The organism is Staphylococcus sp. GDY8P72P (assembly GCF_016890655.1).
Taxonomy (GTDB): Bacteria; Bacillota; Bacilli; order Staphylococcales; family Staphylococcaceae; genus Staphylococcus; species Staphylococcus arlettae.
On record NZ_JAFEQJ010000006.1, the window covers coordinates 310,162 to 329,993 of the forward strand.

At 31.3% G+C, this 19,832-nt stretch carries 23 protein-coding genes; 7 read left to right on the forward strand and 16 right to left on the reverse strand.

Translation table 11 applies throughout. The annotated features are described in order from the left end of the window. Together thrC and JVU85_RS02695 are read right to left on the reverse strand one after the other, a co-directional pair. Positions 1-1,062 (reverse strand): threonine synthase, encoded by a 1,062-nt coding sequence (gene thrC, locus JVU85_RS02690; RefSeq protein WP_002511051.1) that lies wholly within the window; start codon positions 1,060-1,062, stop codon positions 1-3. Beyond that, positions 1,062-2,351, reverse strand: coding sequence for a homoserine dehydrogenase (locus JVU85_RS02695; protein WP_002511050.1), 1,290 nt, complete (start codon positions 2,349-2,351; stop codon positions 1,062-1,064). Before JVU85_RS02695 ends, thrC begins: the two co-directional genes overlap by 1 nt. Positions 2,352-2,539: 188 nt before the next feature. Here JVU85_RS02695 and JVU85_RS02700 point away from each other — a divergent pair, with 188 nt between their 5' ends. Next, positions 2,540-3,907, forward strand: a complete 1,368-nt coding sequence (locus JVU85_RS02700; protein ID WP_167867907.1) for an aspartate kinase — start codon at positions 2,540-2,542, stop codon at positions 3,905-3,907. A 63-nt stretch (positions 3,908-3,970) separates the two neighbouring features. Here JVU85_RS02700 and JVU85_RS02705 read toward each other — a convergent pair whose 3' ends face one another. Further along, the gene (locus JVU85_RS02705; RefSeq protein ID WP_107373447.1) at positions 3,971-4,564 is read right to left on the reverse strand and encodes a hypothetical protein; all 594 of its coding nucleotides are present in this window, start codon (positions 4,562-4,564) and stop codon (positions 3,971-3,973) included. A 106-nt stretch (positions 4,565-4,670) separates the two neighbouring features. Beyond that, on the reverse strand, positions 4,671-5,123 hold the full coding sequence (locus JVU85_RS02710) for a sugar phosphate isomerase family (RefSeq protein WP_167867908.1): 453 nt from the start codon (positions 5,121-5,123) through the stop codon (positions 4,671-4,673). A 271-nt stretch (positions 5,124-5,394) separates the two neighbouring features. On the opposite strand from JVU85_RS02710, the gene JVU85_RS02715 reads away from it, so the two are divergent. Further along, entirely contained in the window at positions 5,395-6,261 is an 867-nt protein-coding gene (locus tag JVU85_RS02715) for an NERD domain-containing protein (RefSeq protein ID WP_002511046.1), read from the forward strand. A 270-nt stretch (positions 6,262-6,531) separates the two neighbouring features. Next, positions 6,532-7,875, forward strand: a complete 1,344-nt coding sequence (gene glcP / locus JVU85_RS02720) for a glucose transporter GlcP (RefSeq protein ID WP_021458833.1) — start codon at positions 6,532-6,534, stop codon at positions 7,873-7,875. 118 nt (positions 7,876-7,993) lie between these two features. On the opposite strand, the gene nucI is transcribed toward glcP, so the two are convergent. Beyond that, a complete protein-coding gene (nucI, locus tag JVU85_RS02725; RefSeq protein ID WP_204172071.1) occupies positions 7,994-8,524 on the reverse strand; it encodes a thermonuclease NucI in 531 nt (176 codons plus the stop codon). Positions 8,525-8,715: 191 nt separating this feature from the next. On the opposite strand from nucI, the gene JVU85_RS02730 reads away from it, so the two are divergent. Both JVU85_RS02730 and JVU85_RS02735 read left to right on the forward strand, forming a co-directional pair. Beyond that, positions 8,716-8,901, forward strand: a complete 186-nt coding sequence (locus JVU85_RS02730; protein WP_103387934.1) for a hypothetical protein — start codon at positions 8,716-8,718, stop codon at positions 8,899-8,901. A 169-nt stretch (positions 8,902-9,070) separates the two neighbouring features. Continuing rightward, positions 9,071-9,232: a hypothetical protein gene (locus JVU85_RS02735; protein WP_021458834.1), complete on the forward strand. Its 162-nt coding sequence runs from the start codon at positions 9,071-9,073 to the stop codon at positions 9,230-9,232. Positions 9,233-9,343: 111 nt separating this feature from the next. On the opposite strand, the gene JVU85_RS02740 is transcribed toward JVU85_RS02735, so the two are convergent. The 3 genes from JVU85_RS02740 to JVU85_RS14085 all read right to left on the reverse strand — a co-directional run bounded on the left by JVU85_RS02740 (position 9,344) and on the right by JVU85_RS14085 (position 10,730). Next, on the reverse strand, positions 9,344-9,541 hold the full coding sequence (locus tag JVU85_RS02740; protein WP_103387935.1) for a hypothetical protein: 198 nt from the start codon (positions 9,539-9,541) through the stop codon (positions 9,344-9,346). Between the two features lie 627 nt (positions 9,542-10,168). Then, positions 10,169-10,477: a GNAT family N-acetyltransferase gene (locus JVU85_RS14080; RefSeq protein WP_325167953.1), complete on the reverse strand. Its 309-nt coding sequence runs from the start codon at positions 10,475-10,477 to the stop codon at positions 10,169-10,171. Beyond that, the gene (locus JVU85_RS14085; protein ID WP_325167952.1) at positions 10,470-10,730 is read right to left on the reverse strand and encodes a GNAT family N-acetyltransferase; all 261 of its coding nucleotides are present in this window, start codon (positions 10,728-10,730) and stop codon (positions 10,470-10,472) included. The genes JVU85_RS14080 and JVU85_RS14085 overlap by 8 nt, the downstream gene beginning before the upstream one ends. Before the next feature lie 235 nt (positions 10,731-10,965). On the opposite strand from JVU85_RS14085, the gene JVU85_RS02750 reads away from it, so the two are divergent. After that, positions 10,966-11,391, forward strand: coding sequence for a hypothetical protein (locus tag JVU85_RS02750; RefSeq protein WP_151508026.1), 426 nt, complete (start codon positions 10,966-10,968; stop codon positions 11,389-11,391). Between the two features lie 211 nt (positions 11,392-11,602). Here the strand turns inward: JVU85_RS02750 and JVU85_RS02755 are convergent, their stop codons facing one another. From JVU85_RS02755 to hflX, 5 genes are all read right to left on the reverse strand, one after another. Next, a complete protein-coding gene (locus JVU85_RS02755; RefSeq protein WP_107373442.1) occupies positions 11,603-11,920 on the reverse strand; it encodes a hypothetical protein in 318 nt (105 codons plus the stop codon). Between the two features lie 428 nt (positions 11,921-12,348). Continuing rightward, complete coding sequence (glnA, locus tag JVU85_RS02760) at positions 12,349-13,689, reverse strand: type I glutamate--ammonia ligase (RefSeq protein WP_002511035.1); 1,341 nt, start codon at positions 13,687-13,689, stop codon at positions 12,349-12,351. Between the two features lie 19 nt (positions 13,690-13,708). Next, a complete protein-coding gene (locus JVU85_RS02765) occupies positions 13,709-14,077 on the reverse strand; it encodes a MerR family transcriptional regulator (protein ID WP_002511034.1) in 369 nt (122 codons plus the stop codon). A gap of 237 nt (positions 14,078-14,314) precedes the next feature. Then, on the reverse strand, positions 14,315-15,553 hold the full coding sequence (locus tag JVU85_RS02770) for a methionine gamma-lyase family protein (protein WP_002511033.1): 1,239 nt from the start codon (positions 15,551-15,553) through the stop codon (positions 14,315-14,317). A gap of 18 nt (positions 15,554-15,571) precedes the next feature. After that, positions 15,572-16,807 carry a GTPase HflX gene (gene hflX / locus JVU85_RS02775; RefSeq protein ID WP_002511032.1) on the reverse strand — a complete coding sequence of 412 codons (1,236 nt, stop codon included), beginning with the start codon at positions 16,805-16,807 and terminating at the stop codon, positions 15,572-15,574. 106 nt (positions 16,808-16,913) lie between these two features. On the opposite strand from hflX, the gene JVU85_RS02780 reads away from it, so the two are divergent. Continuing rightward, complete coding sequence (locus JVU85_RS02780) at positions 16,914-17,390, forward strand: glutathione peroxidase (protein WP_031266487.1); 477 nt, start codon at positions 16,914-16,916, stop codon at positions 17,388-17,390. A 98-nt stretch (positions 17,391-17,488) separates the two neighbouring features. Here JVU85_RS02780 and hfq read toward each other — a convergent pair whose 3' ends face one another. From hfq to JVU85_RS02795, 3 genes are read right to left on the reverse strand one after another with little or no spacing between them, the layout of a single operon-like run. Beyond that, positions 17,489-17,698 carry an RNA chaperone Hfq gene (hfq, locus tag JVU85_RS02785; RefSeq protein WP_002511030.1) on the reverse strand — a complete coding sequence of 70 codons (210 nt, stop codon included), beginning with the start codon at positions 17,696-17,698 and terminating at the stop codon, positions 17,489-17,491. 1 nt (position 17,699) lies between these two features. Then, positions 17,700-18,647, reverse strand: coding sequence for a tRNA (adenosine(37)-N6)-dimethylallyltransferase MiaA (miaA, locus tag JVU85_RS02790; protein ID WP_002511029.1), 948 nt, complete (start codon positions 18,645-18,647; stop codon positions 17,700-17,702). Continuing rightward, a complete protein-coding gene (locus JVU85_RS02795) occupies positions 18,620-19,594 on the reverse strand; it encodes an alpha/beta hydrolase (protein WP_193325140.1) in 975 nt (324 codons plus the stop codon). Before JVU85_RS02795 ends, miaA begins: the two co-directional genes overlap by 28 nt. Between the last annotated feature and the right edge of the window lie 238 nt (positions 19,595-19,832).

The following is a 19,832-nucleotide window of genomic DNA, read 5'->3' on the forward strand; positions in this document are numbered from 1 at the left end:
CTATAGTGCCCCTTTAATATAATCTAGAATGCTTTGTCTATCGTTTGGTAGAGGTTTAATAGGGTTATCTAATAATGAAATAGCAGTATCTGGGTCTTTTAAACCATTGCCTGTTAATACTGCCACTACTTTTTTACCTTTAGGTAATTTGTTTGCTCGGTGAAGTTTAATCAAACCAGCAATGGAAGCATTACTAGCTGGTTCACTAAATACGCCTTCTTTAGTTGTCATCAGTTTATAAGCTTCTAAAATTTCCTCATCTGTTACACTATCGATTTGACCATTTGATTCCTCCAAAGCATTCGTAGCTTTAGACCAACTTGCAGGGTTACCAATACGTATTGCAGTTGCAACTGTTTCTGGATTTTTCACTACTTTATTTTGAACGATAGGTGAAGCTCCTTCTGCTTGGAATCCAAACAATTGTGGTAATTGGGTATTTAATTGATCATGATATTCTTTAAAACCTTTCCAATAAGCTGTAATATTACCAGCATTGCCAACTGGAATAGCTAAAATATCAGGTGCCTCACCGTCAAGTTGGTGAACTACTTCAAAAGCACCTGTTTTTTGTCCTTCGATACGATAAGGATTAACAGAGTTAACCAACTCAATTTCGCCGTTTTCTGCAACTTCTTTAACAATTTCTAAAGCTTCATCAAAATTTCCTTCTATTGAGACAATTTCAGCACCATACATAACTGCCTGTGATAATTTACCTAAAGCAATTTTGCCCTCTGGAATTACAACAATTGCTTTTAAACCTGCTCTTGCTGCATAAGCAGCAGCAGAAGCTGATGTATTACCAGTGGATGCACATATAACAATTTTTTTGCCTTCTTCTTTTGCTTTAGTCATTGCCATAACCATGCCTCTATCTTTAAATGAACCAGTAGGATTTGCACCCTCATATTTTACGTATAATTCGATATCTAACATTTCTGATAAATTTTCACAATAAATTAAAGGTGTTTGCCCTTCATTTAAAGTTACTTTAGGTGTATTTTCATTAACTGGTAAAAATGTTTTAAATTCCTCTACTAAACCTTGCCATCTTTTCATTATGCATGAACCCCTTCTACTGGATATACTTTATTTACTTGTAAACCTGCTGCTTCAATTGATTGTTGCGGTGAATCGTCTACACCATAAACAATTAAACTTACCGTATCTTGATTTCTTTCTTGAACATCTAAATTTTTGTGCAATGGTAATGCACCTTTAATAGTTTCTGCAATATCTTTTGCAGTTAAACCTTGCTTGTCTACTACTACATAGTAGTTTTCTTTTTCTTTTAATGTAATCGTATCAGATTCATCGTCGATCATTTCTTTTGTTTTTTCTGTTTTCAATTCAAAATGTGGCGGCAGTGTGTGTAAATCATATTCAAAATGTAATGCTACGTTTAATAGATCACTTGCTACGGCACTACCAGTAGCTAAACTACCAGCACCTTTACCATAGAACATAGTTTCACCGACTGCATCACCGATTACATAAATTGCATTAAATTCATCTTCCACTGAAGCTAGTTGATGTGCTTTACTTATTAATGTTGGTGCCACAGAAGCATTCACTTGCCCATTTTCATATGTTCCTTTACCAATCAATTTAATTTTATAGCCAAGTTCATCAGCAACTTTTATGTCTGCTAAACTAACATCACTAATACCCGTGCGTTGCACATCAGTTAGATTAATGACCTGATTAAATGATAAATAAGAAGTGATAACCACTTTTCGAGCTGCATCGATACCTTCGACATCATCAGTTGGGTCCGCTTCAGCAAATCCTAGACGCTGTGCTTCAGCTAAAGCGTCGTCAAAAGATGTTTCTTCGCGAGTCATCTTACTTAGGATGAAGTTAGATGTACCGTTGAGAATCCCCATAAATTTACTAATGTTATTTGCATTTAATCCATTATTAATTGCATTTACTATCGGAATGCCACCTGCAACACTTGCTTCATATTTCAATGCGACACCATTTTGTTCTGCTAAATCTTCTAATACTCTTAAATGCACAGCTAGAAGATCTTTATTTGCAGTAATGACATGTTTCTTCTGACTCAAGGCACCTTTCAACCAATCTACTGTTGGTTCAATACCTCCCATAACTTCTACTACAATATCTACTGAATCATCTTCTAAAATATCGTTTACATCTTCAGTTAAATGATATTTAGAAACATTAATTGGTCTTTTACGTGATTTATCTTTCACTAATATATGTTTAATATTAATATCTTTATTAATCGTATCAATAATTTGTTGTCTATTTTCTTCAATAATCTTTACTACACCTGATCCTACAGTACCTAGACCAAGTAATGCTACATTTAATTCCTTCATAAGTTCATTCCTCCGATTGTTCTTCTTAAAAATACAATTGTACAGTTGAAAAATACTAGAATATGGTATAGTATAAGTTCATTCCCAAAATTTGTAAAGCTCAAGTTGTTGAAACATATTTATATCCTATCATTGTTATAGGTAAAACTAAACAAAATTTTCTGATTTTTTAGAAAGGTTGTAAAATTATGAAAGTAACTAAATTCGGTGGCAGTTCTGTATCTAATGCAGAACAAATAAAAAAAGTATTAAATATTGTAAATGCTGATCCAGAGCGCAAAATTGTAATTGTATCAGCACCAGGAAAAAGAACTAGTGACGACACAAAAACAACTGATTTGCTTATTCGTTTATATGAAAAAGTAATAGAAGGTTTAGATTATCGTCCTAAGCAAGAAGAAATTATTCAACGTTATGCAGATATTGTATATGCGTTAGAAATGGATGATGCAATGTTAACTACATTTGATCACACATTGACTCAATATATAGTTAACTTAAAGTCAAAACCATCTCGTCTACTTGATGCGTTATTATCTTGTGGCGAAGACTTTAATGCTCAGTTAATTGCTGCATACAATAATAGTCAAGGTATTCCAACACGTTATATTTCTCCTGGTGAAGCTGGTATCGTAGTAAGTGATTTACCACAAAATGCTCAAATTTTAGATCAAGCTTACGAGAATTTATATCAATTAAGAGATTATAAAGAGAAGTTAATTATCCCTGGTTTCTTTGGTGTATCACGCCAAAATTTTGTAGTGACATTCCCAAGAGGTGGTTCCGATATAACAGGAGCTATTGTCGCTAGAGGTGTCCGAGCAAATATTTATGAGAACTTCACAGATGTATCGGGGATTTATCGTGCACATCCTGGTATTGTTAAACAACCACAAGTCATTGATGAAATTACTTATCGTGAAATGCGAGAGTTGTCATACGCTGGATTTGGTGTATTCCACGATGAGGCGTTACAACCTTTACATAAAGATAGGATTCCAGTAGTGATTAAAAATACAAATCGTCCTGATGATTTGGGTACATTTATTAGACATGATCGAGAGATAAATACTAATAATGTGGTTAGTGGTATTAGTTGTGACACTGGATTTACAGTAATCAACATTAAGAAATATTTAATGAATAGACAAGTTGGTTTTACTCGAAAAGTATTAGGTGTTTTAGAAGACTATGATATTTCCTTTGATCATATGCCTTCAGGTATAGACAGTATTAGTATCATTATGCGCTCCAAAGAAATTAAAAATATTGAAGAACAAGTACTAAATGATATTCGTAAGCACTGTGATGTTGACGAACTAGGAGTAGAACATGATTTAGCTGTCCTAATGGTTGTCGGCGAAGGTATGCATAGAATTGTTGGTACTGCTAGCCGAATTACACATGCATTAGCAGAAGCTAATATCAACTTAAAAATGATGAACCAAGGTGCATCAGAAATATCGATGATGTTTGGTATCGATGTCAATGATGCTGAAAAAGCGGTAAAAGCAACATATGAATATTGTTATAACGGTAAGTGTCTATTGACATAAAAAATAATCCTTTAAATCTAGCAGTATAATTTTAAAATTATGCTTCGATAGATTTAAAGGATTTTATATTGCTTTTCTCTCAGAAATCAATGCTTGATTAATTCGATCATCGCCTACGACCAATCTTAGCATTACAAATTGATAATAACTTAGTGCCTCAATAACGTTTTTATAATTTGGCAATTGATGATAATCAATGGGATCCAACAATTCATACATTAACACAATTTCAGGTTTAACATAGTCTACGTCCCATTTGATTGAGTGAAAATATATATGCTTTGCAGGTAACCTAATATCGTTATTTAGTCTAAACATCCAATCATCGCCTTCTGTATCATAGACAATAATAGTTAAAACCATCGTGTCACCATCGTACACATTTGCATGCGTCAATGTTTTAAAATCAATTACAGAAAAGTCAGAAGAAGATTGATGCTCATCAAACAGTTTAATCGTAAACGTTTTAGGGACATGTTTAATTACTTCTGAAAAATACATACGTTCTACACTAATATCAACTTTCTGATTTAAATCAAATGCATCATATAAAAATAATTGTTTAGCGATTTCACCATTAAATTTAAATATATTTTTCGCTTTATCTATTAACTCATTCATTAAAGGGATTACGTTTTTAAATTTTTGGTCACACAAAAAGTTCACCTCCAAAAGTAAGCGTTTCCATTACCTACATTATATAGTTTGTTGGCACATTTTTCAAATCATTATTTTATTAAATTTTGCATGGAATAAAGCAATTTTAAAAAGTTCCTAAACAATAATAATTTATATTTATAGGTAAGCTTAGATCGGGTTGATTCATAACATATATGCGTTGTGCATTTTTAATTAATGTTTGTTGAATTGGAGCAACAGCATGAAACGTCTGAAACAATTGATTTTCTACATAGTATGGTGCTGATATAAAATATTGTTTAATGTTATATTTTTTAAAAGTATCCTGTACACTTTCTCCTACAAGTACATGAAATGTAGAACAAACAGTGGCAGAAGGTATAATAATGTTAAAATTAGTATACTTACTGACATATTGAATAATATCAGTAGAGAAAGTAATTATAGAAATTTTTATATTATTTCTGACTAATGTGTCTATGACATTATATGCAATAGGATGATGATCAAATGCAATCACATCATCATTTTGTATTTCTTCTTGTAGTATCTTTAATATTGCTTTTGAACTATGCATGACGTTCCTCCGAGTTTGAATTTTAAATATAAAATCGCTATTTTTTTGTACCCTAAAATACTTTTTATAAGTAAATCTGTGTAAATTTAGTGCAATATAGAAAATTTTTCACGATTTAGTATGCTACTAGTATTGTTATTATAGATACGAGTGTTATTATATAATCTATATAATTAAATTTAAAATTAATCATAATTGTGGTTTGAAACAATCCACATTTCACAAGTTAATACTTTTAATTACAAATTTCAATTAGATTAGGATGATTATTATGTTCCTCACTATTACACTTTTAATAATAATTATATTATTAATTGTCATACTATTTTTAAACCATCATTTTATGCAAAACAAACTAGATACTGAGACGTATGCCAAGACACAGCTCGTAACGAAAATTAGTTCGTTAACGTCAGAAAATACGTATTTAAAAAACGAAATGCTTAATATAGATGCTAACAATGACAAACATCATCACGGTATTCGCAAAGCAAAACAAGAATTAACTGACATTATGAATACTTTAATCGATACTGAAAAAATTAACTTTTTCGAAATTATTAATACGAGTAGTTTAGCAGTTAGGCATCCCCTATTCGACTATGCACGTCCTTTTGATTATATAGTAATTACTGAAAAAGGATTATTCAATATTGATGTTAAAAATTGGAAACAAAAAACATTTTATCACTTTAATGCGGATGCTAATATTACGACAACTGATGGTGATGATGTAAATACTATTGACCAAGCTGTAGGTAGATACATTGCACAACAGTTCCATAGTCAATTCCAATCTACTCATCCTACGAGCTATACTTTTATAGAACGCATTAAAAATAATTCAGTTGTCTATGACTTTTACAGTCATGATCCATATAAAGAAGCTGCATCTAACACACAACTGTTAGAAAATAAAATCAAAGAAAAATCGAATCACTCTATAAGCAATATCGGCTTAGTTTACTTTGCAGATGGCTCTGTTAATTTAATTGACGGTCCTACTAAACGCGAACAATATGCTGAAACTGTATCGTCTAAATCTAATTTACGCGAGGTCATTACAAAAACGGTAGAACAATCTACAGAAGCATTATCACAAGAGCAATTCGATAAACTGGTAGCAATATTTAATTAATTATACAGCCTATAAACAAATCACCTAAAAACATATAAACAATCAAAAAGGTAGTATGTACTCAATTTTAGTACATACTACCTTTTTAATGGTTGAATTTTATTCAAAACTATTAACTGTTGGATACACATAGCAGAAATATTAATAATCGTTAATTTATATGATAATTATAAATTTATATGATAATTATAAATTTATGTGGCATTATACTTTGTAAATTTTTCATTTTTGAACTATAATTATTTTTAATTTGAAAGGGGTTGATTAAAAATGAAAATTACGAAGTATTTGATCTTTATTTTAGGTGCATTAGGTGGTTTATTATACGGTTATGATAACGGTGTCATCTCAGGTGCATTATTATTTATAGATAATGATATTCCACTAAACAGTTTTACAGAGGGGTTAGTCGTATCATCAATGTTAATAGGTGCCATTATTGGCTCCGGTGCGAGTGGTCCCTTAGCAGATAAGTTAGGTCGTCGTCGCTTAGTGCTTTTTATTGCTATTATATACATTATTGGTTCAATCACGTTATTTATTGCTCCAAATATTACTATTTTAGTAATTGGTCGGTTAATTATCGGTCTAGCAGTCGGCGGATCTATGGCCACAGTGCCAGTTTATTTATCAGAAATGGCTCCAACTGAATTAAGGGGTTCATTAGGTACGTTAAACCAATTAATGATTACAATCGGAATATTAAGTGCTTACATAGTTAATTATGCATTCGCTGATATTGAAGGTTGGCGTTGGATGTTAGGTTTAGCAGTCGTGCCTTCAATAATATTACTAATTGGTATCGTCTTTATGCCAGAAAGTCCTAGATGGTTACTCGAACATCGAAGTGAACAAGCTGCAAGAGATGTAATGAAAATAACTTTTGATAATAACGAAGAAATTAATTCTGAAATTAAGGAAATGCGTGAAATTTCAGCTATTTCCGAGTCTACTTGGGCAGTAATTAAGTCGCCATGGCTGCGCCCAACTTTAATTATTGGCTGTATATTCGCGTTATTCCAACAAATTGTCGGCATTAATGCCATTATCTTCTATGCACCGACTATTTTTAGTAAAGCAGGTCTCGGAGAAGCCACATCAATTTTAGGAACTGTGGGTATTGGTACTATTAATGTATTAGTTACGATTATAGCAGTATTTATAGTTGATAAAGTTGATCGTAAAAAACTATTAGTCACAGGAAATATCGGTATGGTCACATCTTTAATTATAATGGCCGTATTAATTTGGACTATAGGGATTACATCTTCATCGTGGATTATCATTATTTGCTTATCACTATTTATTGTATTTTTCGGTATTACATGGGGACCAATTTTATGGGTTATGTTACCTGAAATGTTCCCTACACGTGCTAGAGGTGCTGCCACAGGTGTTGCGACACTAGTTTTAAATATAGGAACACTAATTGTAGCGCAGCTGTTCCCTATATTAAATAATGCTTTAAGTACAGAATGGGTTTTCTTAATCTTTGCCATGATTGGAGTATTTGCCCTAGCATTTGTTATTAAATATTTACCTGAAACAAGAGGTCGTAGTTTAGAAGAAATCGAATATGATTTACGTCTACGTACAGGTGCAAAATCTAAATAAAATAAGCTGGCTATAAACTATAAATTAGCTACTAAAAATAAGAAGTTCAAAATTTTTACAGTAATAAAAAAGTGGGACAAAAACCAAAGTAATCAACTTGGTTCTTGTCCCACTCTTTTTAACTCCATATATTTTTATGTTCAGCTTTTGCTGCTGATTCAGCTTCTTCAAATAAGTTTCTATATTTACCATTAGGTGCAAAATATTTTTCTCTTGCTAAACCTTCTTTTACTAATTGCTCATTAAACATAGTTTGTTTATCTAACCATACATATGCCAGCACTCTACCATATCTATCTTCTTTTTCCTTATCGTATTCTAAGTAGACATCCTGATTCGTCAATTTTTCTTTTGAGTAATCTGAAGCTTCTTTTCCATAAGGTTGAACAGGTGTATTGGGTTTAACTGTTTCAGGTGTATCAACACCTATTAACCGTATTTTTACAGTTTGATTATCCTTATCCTTAGCAACGAAGGTATCACCGTCTACAACTCGTTCTATATGTACTTGTTCCGCATCTTCAGGTCCATTTTTTGAAGACGTTTCGTTATTGCTAAACGGTCCTGTGTGATTAATAAATTGAAATATCAATACTCCTAATACAACTATACCTATAATTATACTTGAAACTTTTTTGGTTGATTTCATAGTTGGCACCTACTTTTTTTATTGTCCCGATTTATCATATAAAATAACCATGCAGGCGTCAATATTTACTTCAATATATATAAAATAAGTAATGTCTAATTACATATACATCATTTTTGTGACAATCTTTATGAATACATGTTAAATACTATTTTAAATGTTATAATTTTTTTTGAATGGAGTTGATACAGTTGAGTATATTTAAAGAAAATATGATAACGCTTATAGCTATCGTCGTTGCTATTATAATAGGTCTTGTTTTACAATATCAGTTGCAATTACCTTTATTAGTATCAGCTATGTTAGCCATATTCATGGGTATATTTATTGGTTTCATTATTTTTGTTATCCGATCAATATTTAATAAGAAAAATTAGTAACTTTAATTTGTAAGTAATGTTTTATCTTTATGATTTATTATTTATATTTTGCACGCTTAAGATTTAAAGTGAATATACAGGGTATAACATAATATGTTAATATTTGCAGATTATCATATTCAAATATTAATTGTGTTATTTATGAAACTGAAGGGACAGAGAATATATGCAAATAATAAAATGCCTCAAAGAAGATCAACATATACTTTATACGATTAAAACAACAGATGGCACTTTATTGCAACATCGATTACCTATTGATACACCCTCAGATAAGGTGATTAAAATTTTAACGATTGTTGAAGAATATAATGCTCATAAAATATAAAAACTCGCACCTATTCAATTTTGGGTGCGAGTTTTTATAGTACTTTAGTTTACATAATTTTTTTATACTAAACTTATAGTAATTTCATGTTGTTCTACAAAGTTTGAGCTTCTATGAGTTAACCGTTGTGACCAGTGTTAACATTGCAGTAAATTCGTCCTCTGTTGTAGGATATTTGTGTGATTCAAACTCTCTAATTGTCGTATTGAGTAACTGAAATTCAGCTTGCTCTTGTAAAACTTGATTAATTTTTTCTTCTAGTTGCTCAATAGTTTTAGCTGTTACTGTTTTTAATTTAACTTGTTGCATAACAAACACACCCCTATTTTTATAACAATTGTATACAATTGTTATTTTACCCTTTTATAAGAAGTGATGCAAAATAAAAAGAAGCAGTATTTTTGCTCTTAAAATTGACTACCTTTGTACTTATACATTACAATTATCTTATCACTGAGTTAAATGAGGTGATTATTTTCTTCAAGATGAAACAAACGCGTGCATTTATGTTCTATTTAGCAATTAGTTTTACTTTATTATTATTATATATAACACCATTTGTGCACGCCATATTTAATTAAACAGCGCTAATTAGTGCTGTTTTTTTATTCCTAATCACAACGCTTACTTAACTATTTTTAAACTCTAACACTACTACCTTTTTTCAATATAACAGCAATAAAACTTCTTTATTTAAATCAAAATATATTAACTAACCTAATATATAAAAATCCCCCTTGCAGAGAAAGGGAGATTATGCAAAATTATTTAATTCACAATTTACCTATATAACTAAAGGGAACTATGGATATTAAATATCCATAACTGCATCATAATGAATTTATTATAATAGGTAAACAGTATATACAACTATAGTAAATATAGTAATTCTTAAAGTAAATTTGTGCATCATACAAGGTAGAAATATTTCAAAAATCAAAGGTCTTCGTCATGCAAATTTATATAATATATATAATTATCAGTCCATTCCCCAAACTCATATATAAAACCTTTTCTGGTACATTCAAATTTAAATCCTAGTTTTTCTAATAATTTAAAAGACGGTTTATTATCTAAATTAACATGCGCTTCAAGCCTATGAAACTCTAATTCTTTATTAGCAATTTCCAAAACTTTTAACATCGATTCATAAGCATAACCATTGTTCCAAAACTGATTATGTATATAAAAGCCACATTCACCCCATTGAAAATTCTCACGTTCAATAGTAACTATGTCAATCATTCCCAAATGTTTCCTCTTTATCGAAAATAGAAAAAATATAAATCTCATCATTTTCAAATAATTTTTTATGCTTTCTCACCAAATTATTAAACCACTTTCTATTTCTATTGGATAAATCTATTTTGCCCTTATCATGTCTATATTTTGATGTTTTTCTTTCAGTAAAACCTAAAAGCCAAGAATCATAATCCGAAAAATCTAATGGTCTTATATTCAAACGATCAGTACTAAAATTATAATTTTTAAAATCCAATAAATCCCCTCCATTTTTAATTGCAGCTCACTATTACTATATTACAATTACTTTTTGATATTGAACTTCAGAATAAATTCCATACTTAAAAAACTTAAGGCTATATTTTTCAAAAACTAAATTTTACTATTATCACCTTTTTGATGACATATTACACCACTGACATATATTATTCTCTCTTAATTGATATACTAAGTAAACAAATAACCTTAATATTTAGGAGGTACTACTTAACATGAATAAAACTTATAAATTATATTTTTTGCTTACTTTATTACTAGGGCTAACTATAATTTTGAATGCAAAAGCATATGCTTCAAATGAAAATGTTTCATTACTTAATAAAACAGACATCCAAAATGTCACTATGGAAGAAGCTAAAAAAATAGGGGATATTACATATGAAGATAATGAAGTGTTAGTTATTTCGTTTAATAATAATGAAGAAATAGCAAATTTAATTTCTAAATCCGATAATACAGTTACACAAGGATCCGATAATTTTTATCAATCACGTACTACTGTAAATGGTCCTGCTGGCGTTGCTAAAATAAACGCTGGTAATAATGGACGTAGTTTATATTGGATGGTGCGACCACGAACGGCATTTCCATATTTATTTTCTGGTAAAGTAAATATTATTCTGGTAAAAAAAGAGTAGTTAACGCAATAGGAACGGGCGCTATTGGTTCATCCACTAGTGGTGTCGTATATATGAAAAGAAATAAAGGTGGCTATGCAAAATTATCAGGCACTGCCAAAGCACTTAATGGAAGATCATATCGTGTATTACCTTCTGTAGGAACATCATTCTAAATTATTTCGATGTGGCTATGCACCAGCAGCTTATTTTGAGGTGCATAGCCTTTTATTTACTCAAATAGTTCTTTGAAATGTTGCTCTAACTTATTAAATTCTACAGTAGAGATTATCAATAAAATATTATCGATATTATCCGAATTTAAAACATAATTTGTCTGCTGTCTAAACTTAACTCCTACAGTACCAAAAAGATTCATTATTATTTCTAAAGTTATAACTGTTTTTTTAGAAAAACCTGAGATATTTCTATTCAAAACTTCATATATTATGTTTCCTTCTTCTATTTGAAAATTAACCTTATGTTCAAATTTTATATTACATTCATCCATATATGACTTTATAATGCTATTTATTAAGTTATTCTGCATATAGATCTTCGCTTTCTTGTGTTAATTGAATGCTCATCTCAAATTTATTTTACTTACTTTAACTCCAATATATAAAAATAGATTTATTATAGGAAACTTAATAAGTGGATTAAATTTGAAACTTCCATACACTTAATATATTTGCTTTAATATGCACAGTAAATAAGCAAGCTAAATTGATAATAATAAACTTTCATTTAGTAAAATTTGTGCTACTGTTCATATATTTAATATCTATTTGAACAATAACAGCTAAAGTTGATTTTCAAAAATTCATACAAGAAAAAGAGATTTTTTAAAAAGTTTGCACCCAATTTGCACCCAAATGACTCTTAAAAAATAATTGGGGCAAAAAAACAACCCGAAATCATTCTTAAAGAATGACTCGGGTTGCTTTTGTATCAAGTGTTTCCCCTCTTGATTAGCACCTAGTATTGTTTCATGTATTGTTCTCTTTCCCATTCTGATACTTGAGATCTGTAATAATCCCATTCAATGGATTTTGAGTTAATAAATTGATTATAGATATGATTACCCATTGCTTTTTTAATTGTTGGGTTTTCACGCATTGCTTTAATTGCTGTATATAAAGTTGATGGTAGATCTTGGATACCAACCGCTTCACGTTCTTCACGGTTCATTTCATAAATATTTTGATTAACTGGTTCAGGAACTTCTAATTTATTTTTAATGCCATCTAAACCTGCTTCAAGTATAGCAGCTAATGCCATATATGGATTTGCAGCAGGGTCTACTGAACGAATCTCAACACGTGTAGACAATCCACGTGAAGATGGTACACGGATTAATGGTGAACGGTTTTTACCACTCCAAGCGATGTAACATGGTGCTTCATAACCAGGAACTAATCGTTTGTATGAATTCACTAATGGGTTACATACTGCTGTAAAACCACGAGCATTTTTCAAGTTACCTGCAATAAAATGATATGCATCTTTAGTCAATTGCATGTCACTTTCAGGATCGAAGAATGCATTTTCTTTACCTTTAAATAATGATACGTTAAAGTGCATTCCACTACCGTTAACACCAAATAAAGGTTTTGGCATAAATGTAGCATGTAAATTATGTTGACGTGCAATTGTTTTAACAACTAATTTAAATGTTTGGATATTGTCACATGCAGTAACTGCATCAGCGTATTTGAAATCAATTTCATGTTGTCCAGGCGCTACTTCATGGTGACTTGCTTCGATATCAAAGCCCATATCTTCAAGTTCTAATACGATGTCACGACGACAGTTTTCACCTAAATCTGTAGGTGCTAAATCGAAATATCCACCATTGTCATTTAATTCTAATGTTGGTTCGCCTTTTTCATCTAATTTAAATAAGAAGAATTCTGGTTCTGGCCCTAAATTCAAATCAGTAAAGCCTAAATCTTTCATTTCGTTTAATACGCGTTTCAAGTTTGCACGTGGATCCCCTTCGAATGGTGTACCATCTGTTTTATAAATATCACAAATTAAACGTGCAACTTTTCCTTGTCCTGCTGTCCATGGGAAAATTACCCAAGTATCTAAATCAGGATGTAAGTACATATCTGATTCCTCAATACGAACGAATCCTTCAATTGATGAACCATCAAACATCATTTGGTTATCTAAAACTTTTTCTAATTGACTTACAGGTACTTCAACATTTTTAATTGTTCCAAGAATATCTGTGAATTGTAATCTTAAGTATCTAACATTTTCTTCTTTTGCAAACTTATGAATGTCTTCCTTTGTAAATGTACGTTTTGGCATCGTAAAATCCTCCAGTGTTTTATTTGATAAAGCGTGATAAATCTCCACGATTAATCGGAATCGTTTCTCGTTGTGGTTTCTGGGTAGTATCTACAATCATTTGTTTTCGAATTTCTTGTTCATCCTGTGATAAATGATTTTGGTCATCATTAAAAATTTGTTTAATTCCTTTGATGTTGAAACCTTTTTCAATTAAGTTTTTAATTTCTAATAATTGTTCCAGATCATTTAATGAAAATAATCTTTTATTTCCATCAGTTCTAGTCGGTTTTATAAGTTCATGTGTTTCGTAATAGCGAATTTGTCTTGGAGACAACTCACTTAACTTACTTACTACACTCATAGAGAAGACAGCCATATTACGTCTCAATGCATCATTTGACTTCATTCCCTCACCTCTATTTTTGAACTTATTAATAATTTAGCATAGACTAACTCGTATTTCAAAAATATGTTAGGTTTTCTGACATAAAATTTAAATCCTATGATACCAAGCCTTGAGAGCTATAAACGCACTAAAATTTTCAGATTATTCAAAAATATAGCTAATTTTATAAAAAAAGTTTGTTTAATTTTTCCTTCTTAACGAAGAAAAAAACTAAACAAACTAAATTATTACTTAATATCACAATAAGTTGTCTTGTTGTAATTGTTCTACTGCTCGTGTTACTGCTAATTTAACATGTTCATAAGTCAAGCCACCTTGTATATATGCTTCATATGGTGGACGTATTGGACCATCTGCTGATAGCTCAATAGAAGATCCCTGTACAAACGTACCAGCAGCCATAATCACATCATCTTCGTAACCAGGCATATAAGCCGGCTCTGGACTGAAATGAGCATTAATAGGTGAGGCATGTTGGATGCTTTGGCAAAAACGAATCATTTGCGCTTTATCTTTAAAGGATACTGTCTGTATTAAATCAGTACGATGTTCATCGAATGCTGGCGAAGTCTGCATATTAACTTTTGCCAATAATAAACTTGTAAATAACGCACCTTTTAAACTTTGACTGACTACGTGAGGTGCTAAAAAGAATCCTTGATACATTTCATGTAAACTATTCAATGATGCTCCAGCTTCTTTACCGATACCAGGCGCTGTTAAACGATAACCGCATCGTTGAATTAAATCAGAGCGACCCGCAATATATCCGCCAATTTTAGCTAGACCTCCACCGGGATTTTTAATTAACGAGCCTGCAATGATATCAGCACCACATTCAATAGGTTCTCTCTCTTCTACAAATTCACCATAACAATTATCGACAAATACAATAATTTCAGGATAATGCTTTTTAATTTCAGAAATAGCCTGTTCGATTTGCGCTAAATTTATCGATGGTCGTTGGTCATAACCTCGCGAGCGTTGTATAGCTATTACTTTTGTTGCAGGTGTTACGGCTGTCAGTACTTTCTCAATATCTATTGAACCATCTGTTAATGGTACTTCATTATAGGTTACTCCATGTTCCTTTAAACTTTCGATACCATTACCATTCACTCCAATAACTTCGAGCAATGTATCGTATGGTGCACCTGTAATATACATCAATTCATCACCATGCTTTAAAGTACTCTGCAATGCAAGAGTGATGGCATGTGTACCGGAAATTATTTGCGGTCGAACGAGTGCTTCCTCTGCTTGAAACACTTGTGCATAAATCTCTTCTAAATGGTCACGACCAAAATCATCATATCCATATCCAGTAGTTCCTTGTAAATCACTTTCAGAAACTTTCACTGCATGAAAAGCATCTAACACCTTTGCTTGATTAATATAAGCAGTGTCATCAATTGATTTAAAATAAGGCGTTAATGTACTTTCGACTTCTTCTATCAGTTGCGTAATATATTCCATTTTTCATAACTTCTTTCTCTATTCTTTTCTATAACCTTGAACTTTATATACTTCTTCAGTTTCATCAAATGTTAATTCAGTAACCAATGTATGCTGTTTCAAATAATATAAATGATCTGCATCTGCACTATTTACTGTTTCTTCGTAATACGACAATATTTTTTTAATTTGCTGTTGTAACAATGATTTTACCTTTTCAATATCGTCTTGTTGCTTGCTAGATACAAAGACATTAGGATGACTAGACGTTGGTATTTCACCACTATGCAAATCTTTCTTATTAAAAAGAATCGCTTGCGGAATTTGACCCATGTCTAAATCTCCAATGATACGATTAACGGTATCATATTGCGTTTTATATTCAGGATGACTACTGTCTACAACATGTAGTAATAAATCAGCATCTTTCGCTTCTTCTAACGTTGATTTAAAGGCAGCAATTAAAGTCGTAGGCAGTTTTTGTATAAAGCCTACAGTATCAGAAATAATCAAATTAAATCCGTTATTAATTTGTAACTGGCGTGTTTTAGGATCTAACGTAGCAAATAATAAATCTTGTTCATAAGTCTCTTCATTTACTAGCGCATTAAACCACGATGATTTTCCTGCATTTGTATAACCAATTAAAGCGACTTGGAATACATTGTTTTTTCCCCTTTGCTGACGATAACGCTCTCGATGCTCTACTACAGTGGATAGTTGATGTTTGATCTCATTCATACGTGTACGAATGTGACGGCGATCCATTTCTAATTTTGTTTCACCTGGACCACGTGTACCAATGCCTCCACCTAATCTAGATAAACTACGACCATGTCCTTGTAGTCTTGGTAGTAAATAATCAAGTTGCGCAAATTCAACTTGTAATTTACCTTCTTTACTGCGAGCACGTAACGCAAAGATTTCTAAAATCAATTGAGTTCTATCAATTACTTTAACGTTCAGTTGGCCATTTAAAGATTTAGATTGAGCCGTAGTTAATTCATCATTTGTGACTACTACATCTATTTCAAAATGCTCAACATAATTTTTTATTTCTTCCAATTTACCTTTTCCAACATAATATTTATTATCAAAGTGATTACGGTTTTGAGTAAATTGACTTTTCACATCTAATTTACAAGTCGTTGATAAAGACTCTAATTCTTCCATTGTAGAAGTGAAATCAAAATGTAGTTCATCATCAGCATGTACGCCAACTAATACCGCCGTTTCTAATTGTTTCTTCGTCGTATAGCTTTTAGCTTGGCTCATAACATGCCACCTCTCTTTAAAGTTTTCTAAGCTATTTTACCATAGTGTATATCTAAAGACTACAGTAGTAAAGTATGTTAAGTTAGTAATATAAAGAGGTGAAAGCATAATGAACATTTATGATATAAACGTACAAATGCCTGATGGTAGCAGTTACACTTTGGATAAATATAAAGGCCAAGTTATGTTAATTGTTAATACAGCAAGTGAATGTGGCTTCACTCCACAATTCGAAGATTTACAAGCACTATATGAAGAATATAAGGATCAAGGCTTCGTAATACTTGGTTTCCCTTGTAATCAATTCGGCGGGCAAGAACCTGGAACTGGTGAAGAAGCTACACAAAACTGCAAGATTAATTACGGAGTAACTTTCCCTATTCATGAAAAAATTGATGTCAAAGGGGAAAATCAACATCCATTGTATAAATTTTTAACGGAAGCACAAAATGGCTTTTTTAACGAAAAAATCAAATGGAACTTTACTAAATTTTTAGTTGATCGTGAAGGAAATGTAATCAATCGTTTTTCTCCACAGAAAAAACCAAATCAATTTAAGCAAGATATCGAAACATTACTATAAAAATAAGGTTGCAATATAACTGAACCCCTTCGTCTCGACTTTAGTCGTAAAAAGTGTCTTAGTTATATTGCAACCTTTTATAATTTTAATGTTTTATATTATTCCCCATCATCGATTGTAAACGTGCTGATGGCATGTTTATAAATGAGATGCTGCTTGTTTTGGGAAAATAAAGTCACACTACTTTCATCAAAGTTTTCAATTTGACCTTTCATTTGAAAACCATTAACTAGAAAAACAATAATATCTGTCTTTTCAGTTTTAAATTGATTTAGTAATTGATCTTGGTTGTTTTCCTTTGCATGCATATTACCTTCTCCTTTTCTGTATTAAGACAGAAATTTCATCAAAGATTGAAAAAAGTGATTGTTTCTCTTTATCTAACCAATGCACATTCATTTTGTTCTTAAACCATGTCATTTGACGCTTGGCATAATTGCGGGAATGCTGTTTTAATTTCTCCGTACCTTCCTCAAGTGATACAGAACCTTTAACAACTGGGATTATTTCTTTATAACCAATTGCTTGCATACTTTGACATTCTTCATAACCTTTGTCTACAAGTTGTTGAACTTCTTCTAATAATCCATCACGCAACATTATATCAACTCTTTTATTTATTCTTTCATATAATGTTTCACGCGTCATTTCCATCCCTAATAATAATGTATCATAATTTTCTGTAAATTGTTGAACTTTCTTACGTTCACTTAAAAGTTTTTCGGTTTTTAAATAATATTGAATTGCACGCACTACTCTTTTTCTATTATTGGGATGTATTGCTTCAGCTGATGCTGGATCAAAACTTTTTAAATACTCATGTAAATCATGATTATTTAGTGCTTCCAACTCCGTCAATCGCTGCTCAACTTCATTTGCTTTTGTTTCTGTTATCGTCTCATCTTGAAAAGCATAATCATAAATTAACGATTGTATATAAAGACCTGTACCGCCTACAATAATAGGTACGTTTCCACGAGCAGTAATTTCAGATATCAATTGTTGTGCGCGTGTTTTAAAATCATATGCAGAAAAAGTCTCATCAGGCATTAGTATATCAAGCATATGATGTGTTATACCTTCCATTTCTGGAACTGATATTTTTGCAGTGCCGATATCCATACCTTTATAAACTTGCATGGAATCACCACTAATAACTTCCCCATTAATTTCTTTCGCTAACTTTATACTAAGTTCTGTTTTACCTACACCCGTTGGTCCCACTATAACTATGATAAATGGTTTATCTTGTTGCACTTCAAATCACTCACTTTTCCTATATCTTTTGCTGTTAAAATCTGTTTTTGAATCCAATCATACATATGTTGCCAAATTATTTCATGCTCACGCTCAAATAATATTTCATGTCTTTTATTTTTATATATTTGAATGGTCACATGGTTTATATGACCTTGTTTGAAGATCTTACCAAGACGATGAATACCTTTACCATAGTTACCTAATGGGTCATCTTTACCGGAAATCATCAAAATCGGCATTGCCCTATGCATTTTACGTATATATTTTTGTCTATTTAATTTATTAATGTATCTGACTGTTTCATAGATCAATTGGTTAGATACGAGAAAGCCCGTATATTCGTCGTCAATAAAATTTTTGACATATTGTTCATCTGAAGATATCCAATCACTAGTCGTTTTAGGATTATTGATTTTTTTATTCAGTGTTTTATACATTAGATTATTTACCCACTTCAATCTCTTGCTTTTACCAAATATCAACGTGATTATCTTCAACAATGTTGCAATTGAGTAACCTGCAATTTTTGAAAAATAACCTGTACCACTTAGAATCAAACCATTTGCAGCATCAGGGTATTTGGTAACAAATAAACGTGCAATAATAGAACCCATAGAATGACCTATAACAATATAAGGTAATCCTTCATGGTTTGTACATAATGTTTGCGCTATTTCAAACGCATCATCTGCTACTTGTTCAAAGCTATCTATATGACCTCTATCTTCTTGATTACATGTTGGTCCGTGTCCCCTATGATTATGACGTATGACATCGTAACCTTGTTGGTTTAACGACATTACCAACGTATCATATCTATCCATATGTTCAGCCATACCGTGAAATATATGTATGACACCAATAGTAGTTTTCTTAGCTTTATCAAGTTTTACTGGTATCATTGTGCCATCTGCAACTGTGATATTTAATTCTTTTTGACCCATGGTTTTAGCCCTCCATTTGTGACTTATAGTTTGTTGATATAATATGTGTTCAGCTTGTATTCATATATAAGTATAACATCTTTAACTTGTTATTAAATATCTATACCCTAATCATTTAATCATTATTTATAGTCTGTTATGAAACACAATTATGATTTATCAATATAAAAAAGACGAGAGTGAAATCAATAGTTGATTTCATCTACTCGCCTCATATATGGCTATTTATTTGTTATTA

What these genes read in the sequence shown, in the direction of transcription:
- thrC (WP_002511051.1), bottom strand. Translation starts at nt 1,062, where the DNA reads ATGAAAAGATGGCAAGGTTTAGTAGAGGAATTTAAAACATTTTTACCA.
- JVU85_RS02695 (WP_002511050.1), bottom strand. Translation starts at nt 2,351, where the DNA reads ATGAAGGAATTAAATGTAGCATTACTTGGTCTAGGTACTGTAGGATCA.
- JVU85_RS02700 (WP_167867907.1), top strand. Translation starts at nt 2,540, where the DNA reads ATGAAAGTAACTAAATTCGGTGGCAGTTCTGTATCTAATGCAGAACAA.
- JVU85_RS02710 (WP_167867908.1), bottom strand. Translation starts at nt 5,123, where the DNA reads ATGCATAGTTCAAAAGCAATATTAAAGATACTACAAGAAGAAATACAA.
- JVU85_RS02715 (WP_002511046.1), top strand. Translation starts at nt 5,395, where the DNA reads ATGTTCCTCACTATTACACTTTTAATAATAATTATATTATTAATTGTC.
- glcP (WP_021458833.1), top strand. Translation starts at nt 6,532, where the DNA reads ATGAAAATTACGAAGTATTTGATCTTTATTTTAGGTGCATTAGGTGGT.
- nucI (WP_204172071.1), bottom strand. Translation starts at nt 8,524, where the DNA reads ATGAAATCAACCAAAAAAGTTTCAAGTATAATTATAGGTATAGTTGTA.
- JVU85_RS02735 (WP_021458834.1), top strand. Translation starts at nt 9,071, where the DNA reads ATGCAAATAATAAAATGCCTCAAAGAAGATCAACATATACTTTATACG.
- JVU85_RS02740 (WP_103387935.1), bottom strand. Translation starts at nt 9,541, where the DNA reads ATGCAACAAGTTAAATTAAAAACAGTAACAGCTAAAACTATTGAGCAA.
- JVU85_RS14080 (WP_325167953.1), bottom strand. Translation starts at nt 10,477, where the DNA reads ATGATTGACATAGTTACTATTGAACGTGAGAATTTTCAATGGGGTGAA.
- JVU85_RS02750 (WP_151508026.1), top strand. Translation starts at nt 10,966, where the DNA reads ATGAATAAAACTTATAAATTATATTTTTTGCTTACTTTATTACTAGGG.
- JVU85_RS02755 (WP_107373442.1), bottom strand. Translation starts at nt 11,920, where the DNA reads ATGCAGAATAACTTAATAAATAGCATTATAAAGTCATATATGGATGAA.
- glnA (WP_002511035.1), bottom strand. Translation starts at nt 13,689, where the DNA reads ATGCCAAAACGTACATTTACAAAGGAAGACATTCATAAGTTTGCAAAA.
- JVU85_RS02765 (WP_002511034.1), bottom strand. Translation starts at nt 14,077, where the DNA reads ATGAAGTCAAATGATGCATTGAGACGTAATATGGCTGTCTTCTCTATG.
- JVU85_RS02770 (WP_002511033.1), bottom strand. Translation starts at nt 15,553, where the DNA reads ATGGAATATATTACGCAACTGATAGAAGAAGTCGAAAGTACATTAACG.
- hflX (WP_002511032.1), bottom strand. Translation starts at nt 16,807, where the DNA reads ATGAGCCAAGCTAAAAGCTATACGACGAAGAAACAATTAGAAACGGCG.
- hfq (WP_002511030.1), bottom strand. Translation starts at nt 17,698, where the DNA reads ATGCATGCAAAGGAAAACAACCAAGATCAATTACTAAATCAATTTAAA.
- JVU85_RS02795 (WP_193325140.1), bottom strand. Translation starts at nt 19,594, where the DNA reads ATGGGTCAAAAAGAATTAAATATCACAGTTGCAGATGGCACAATGATA.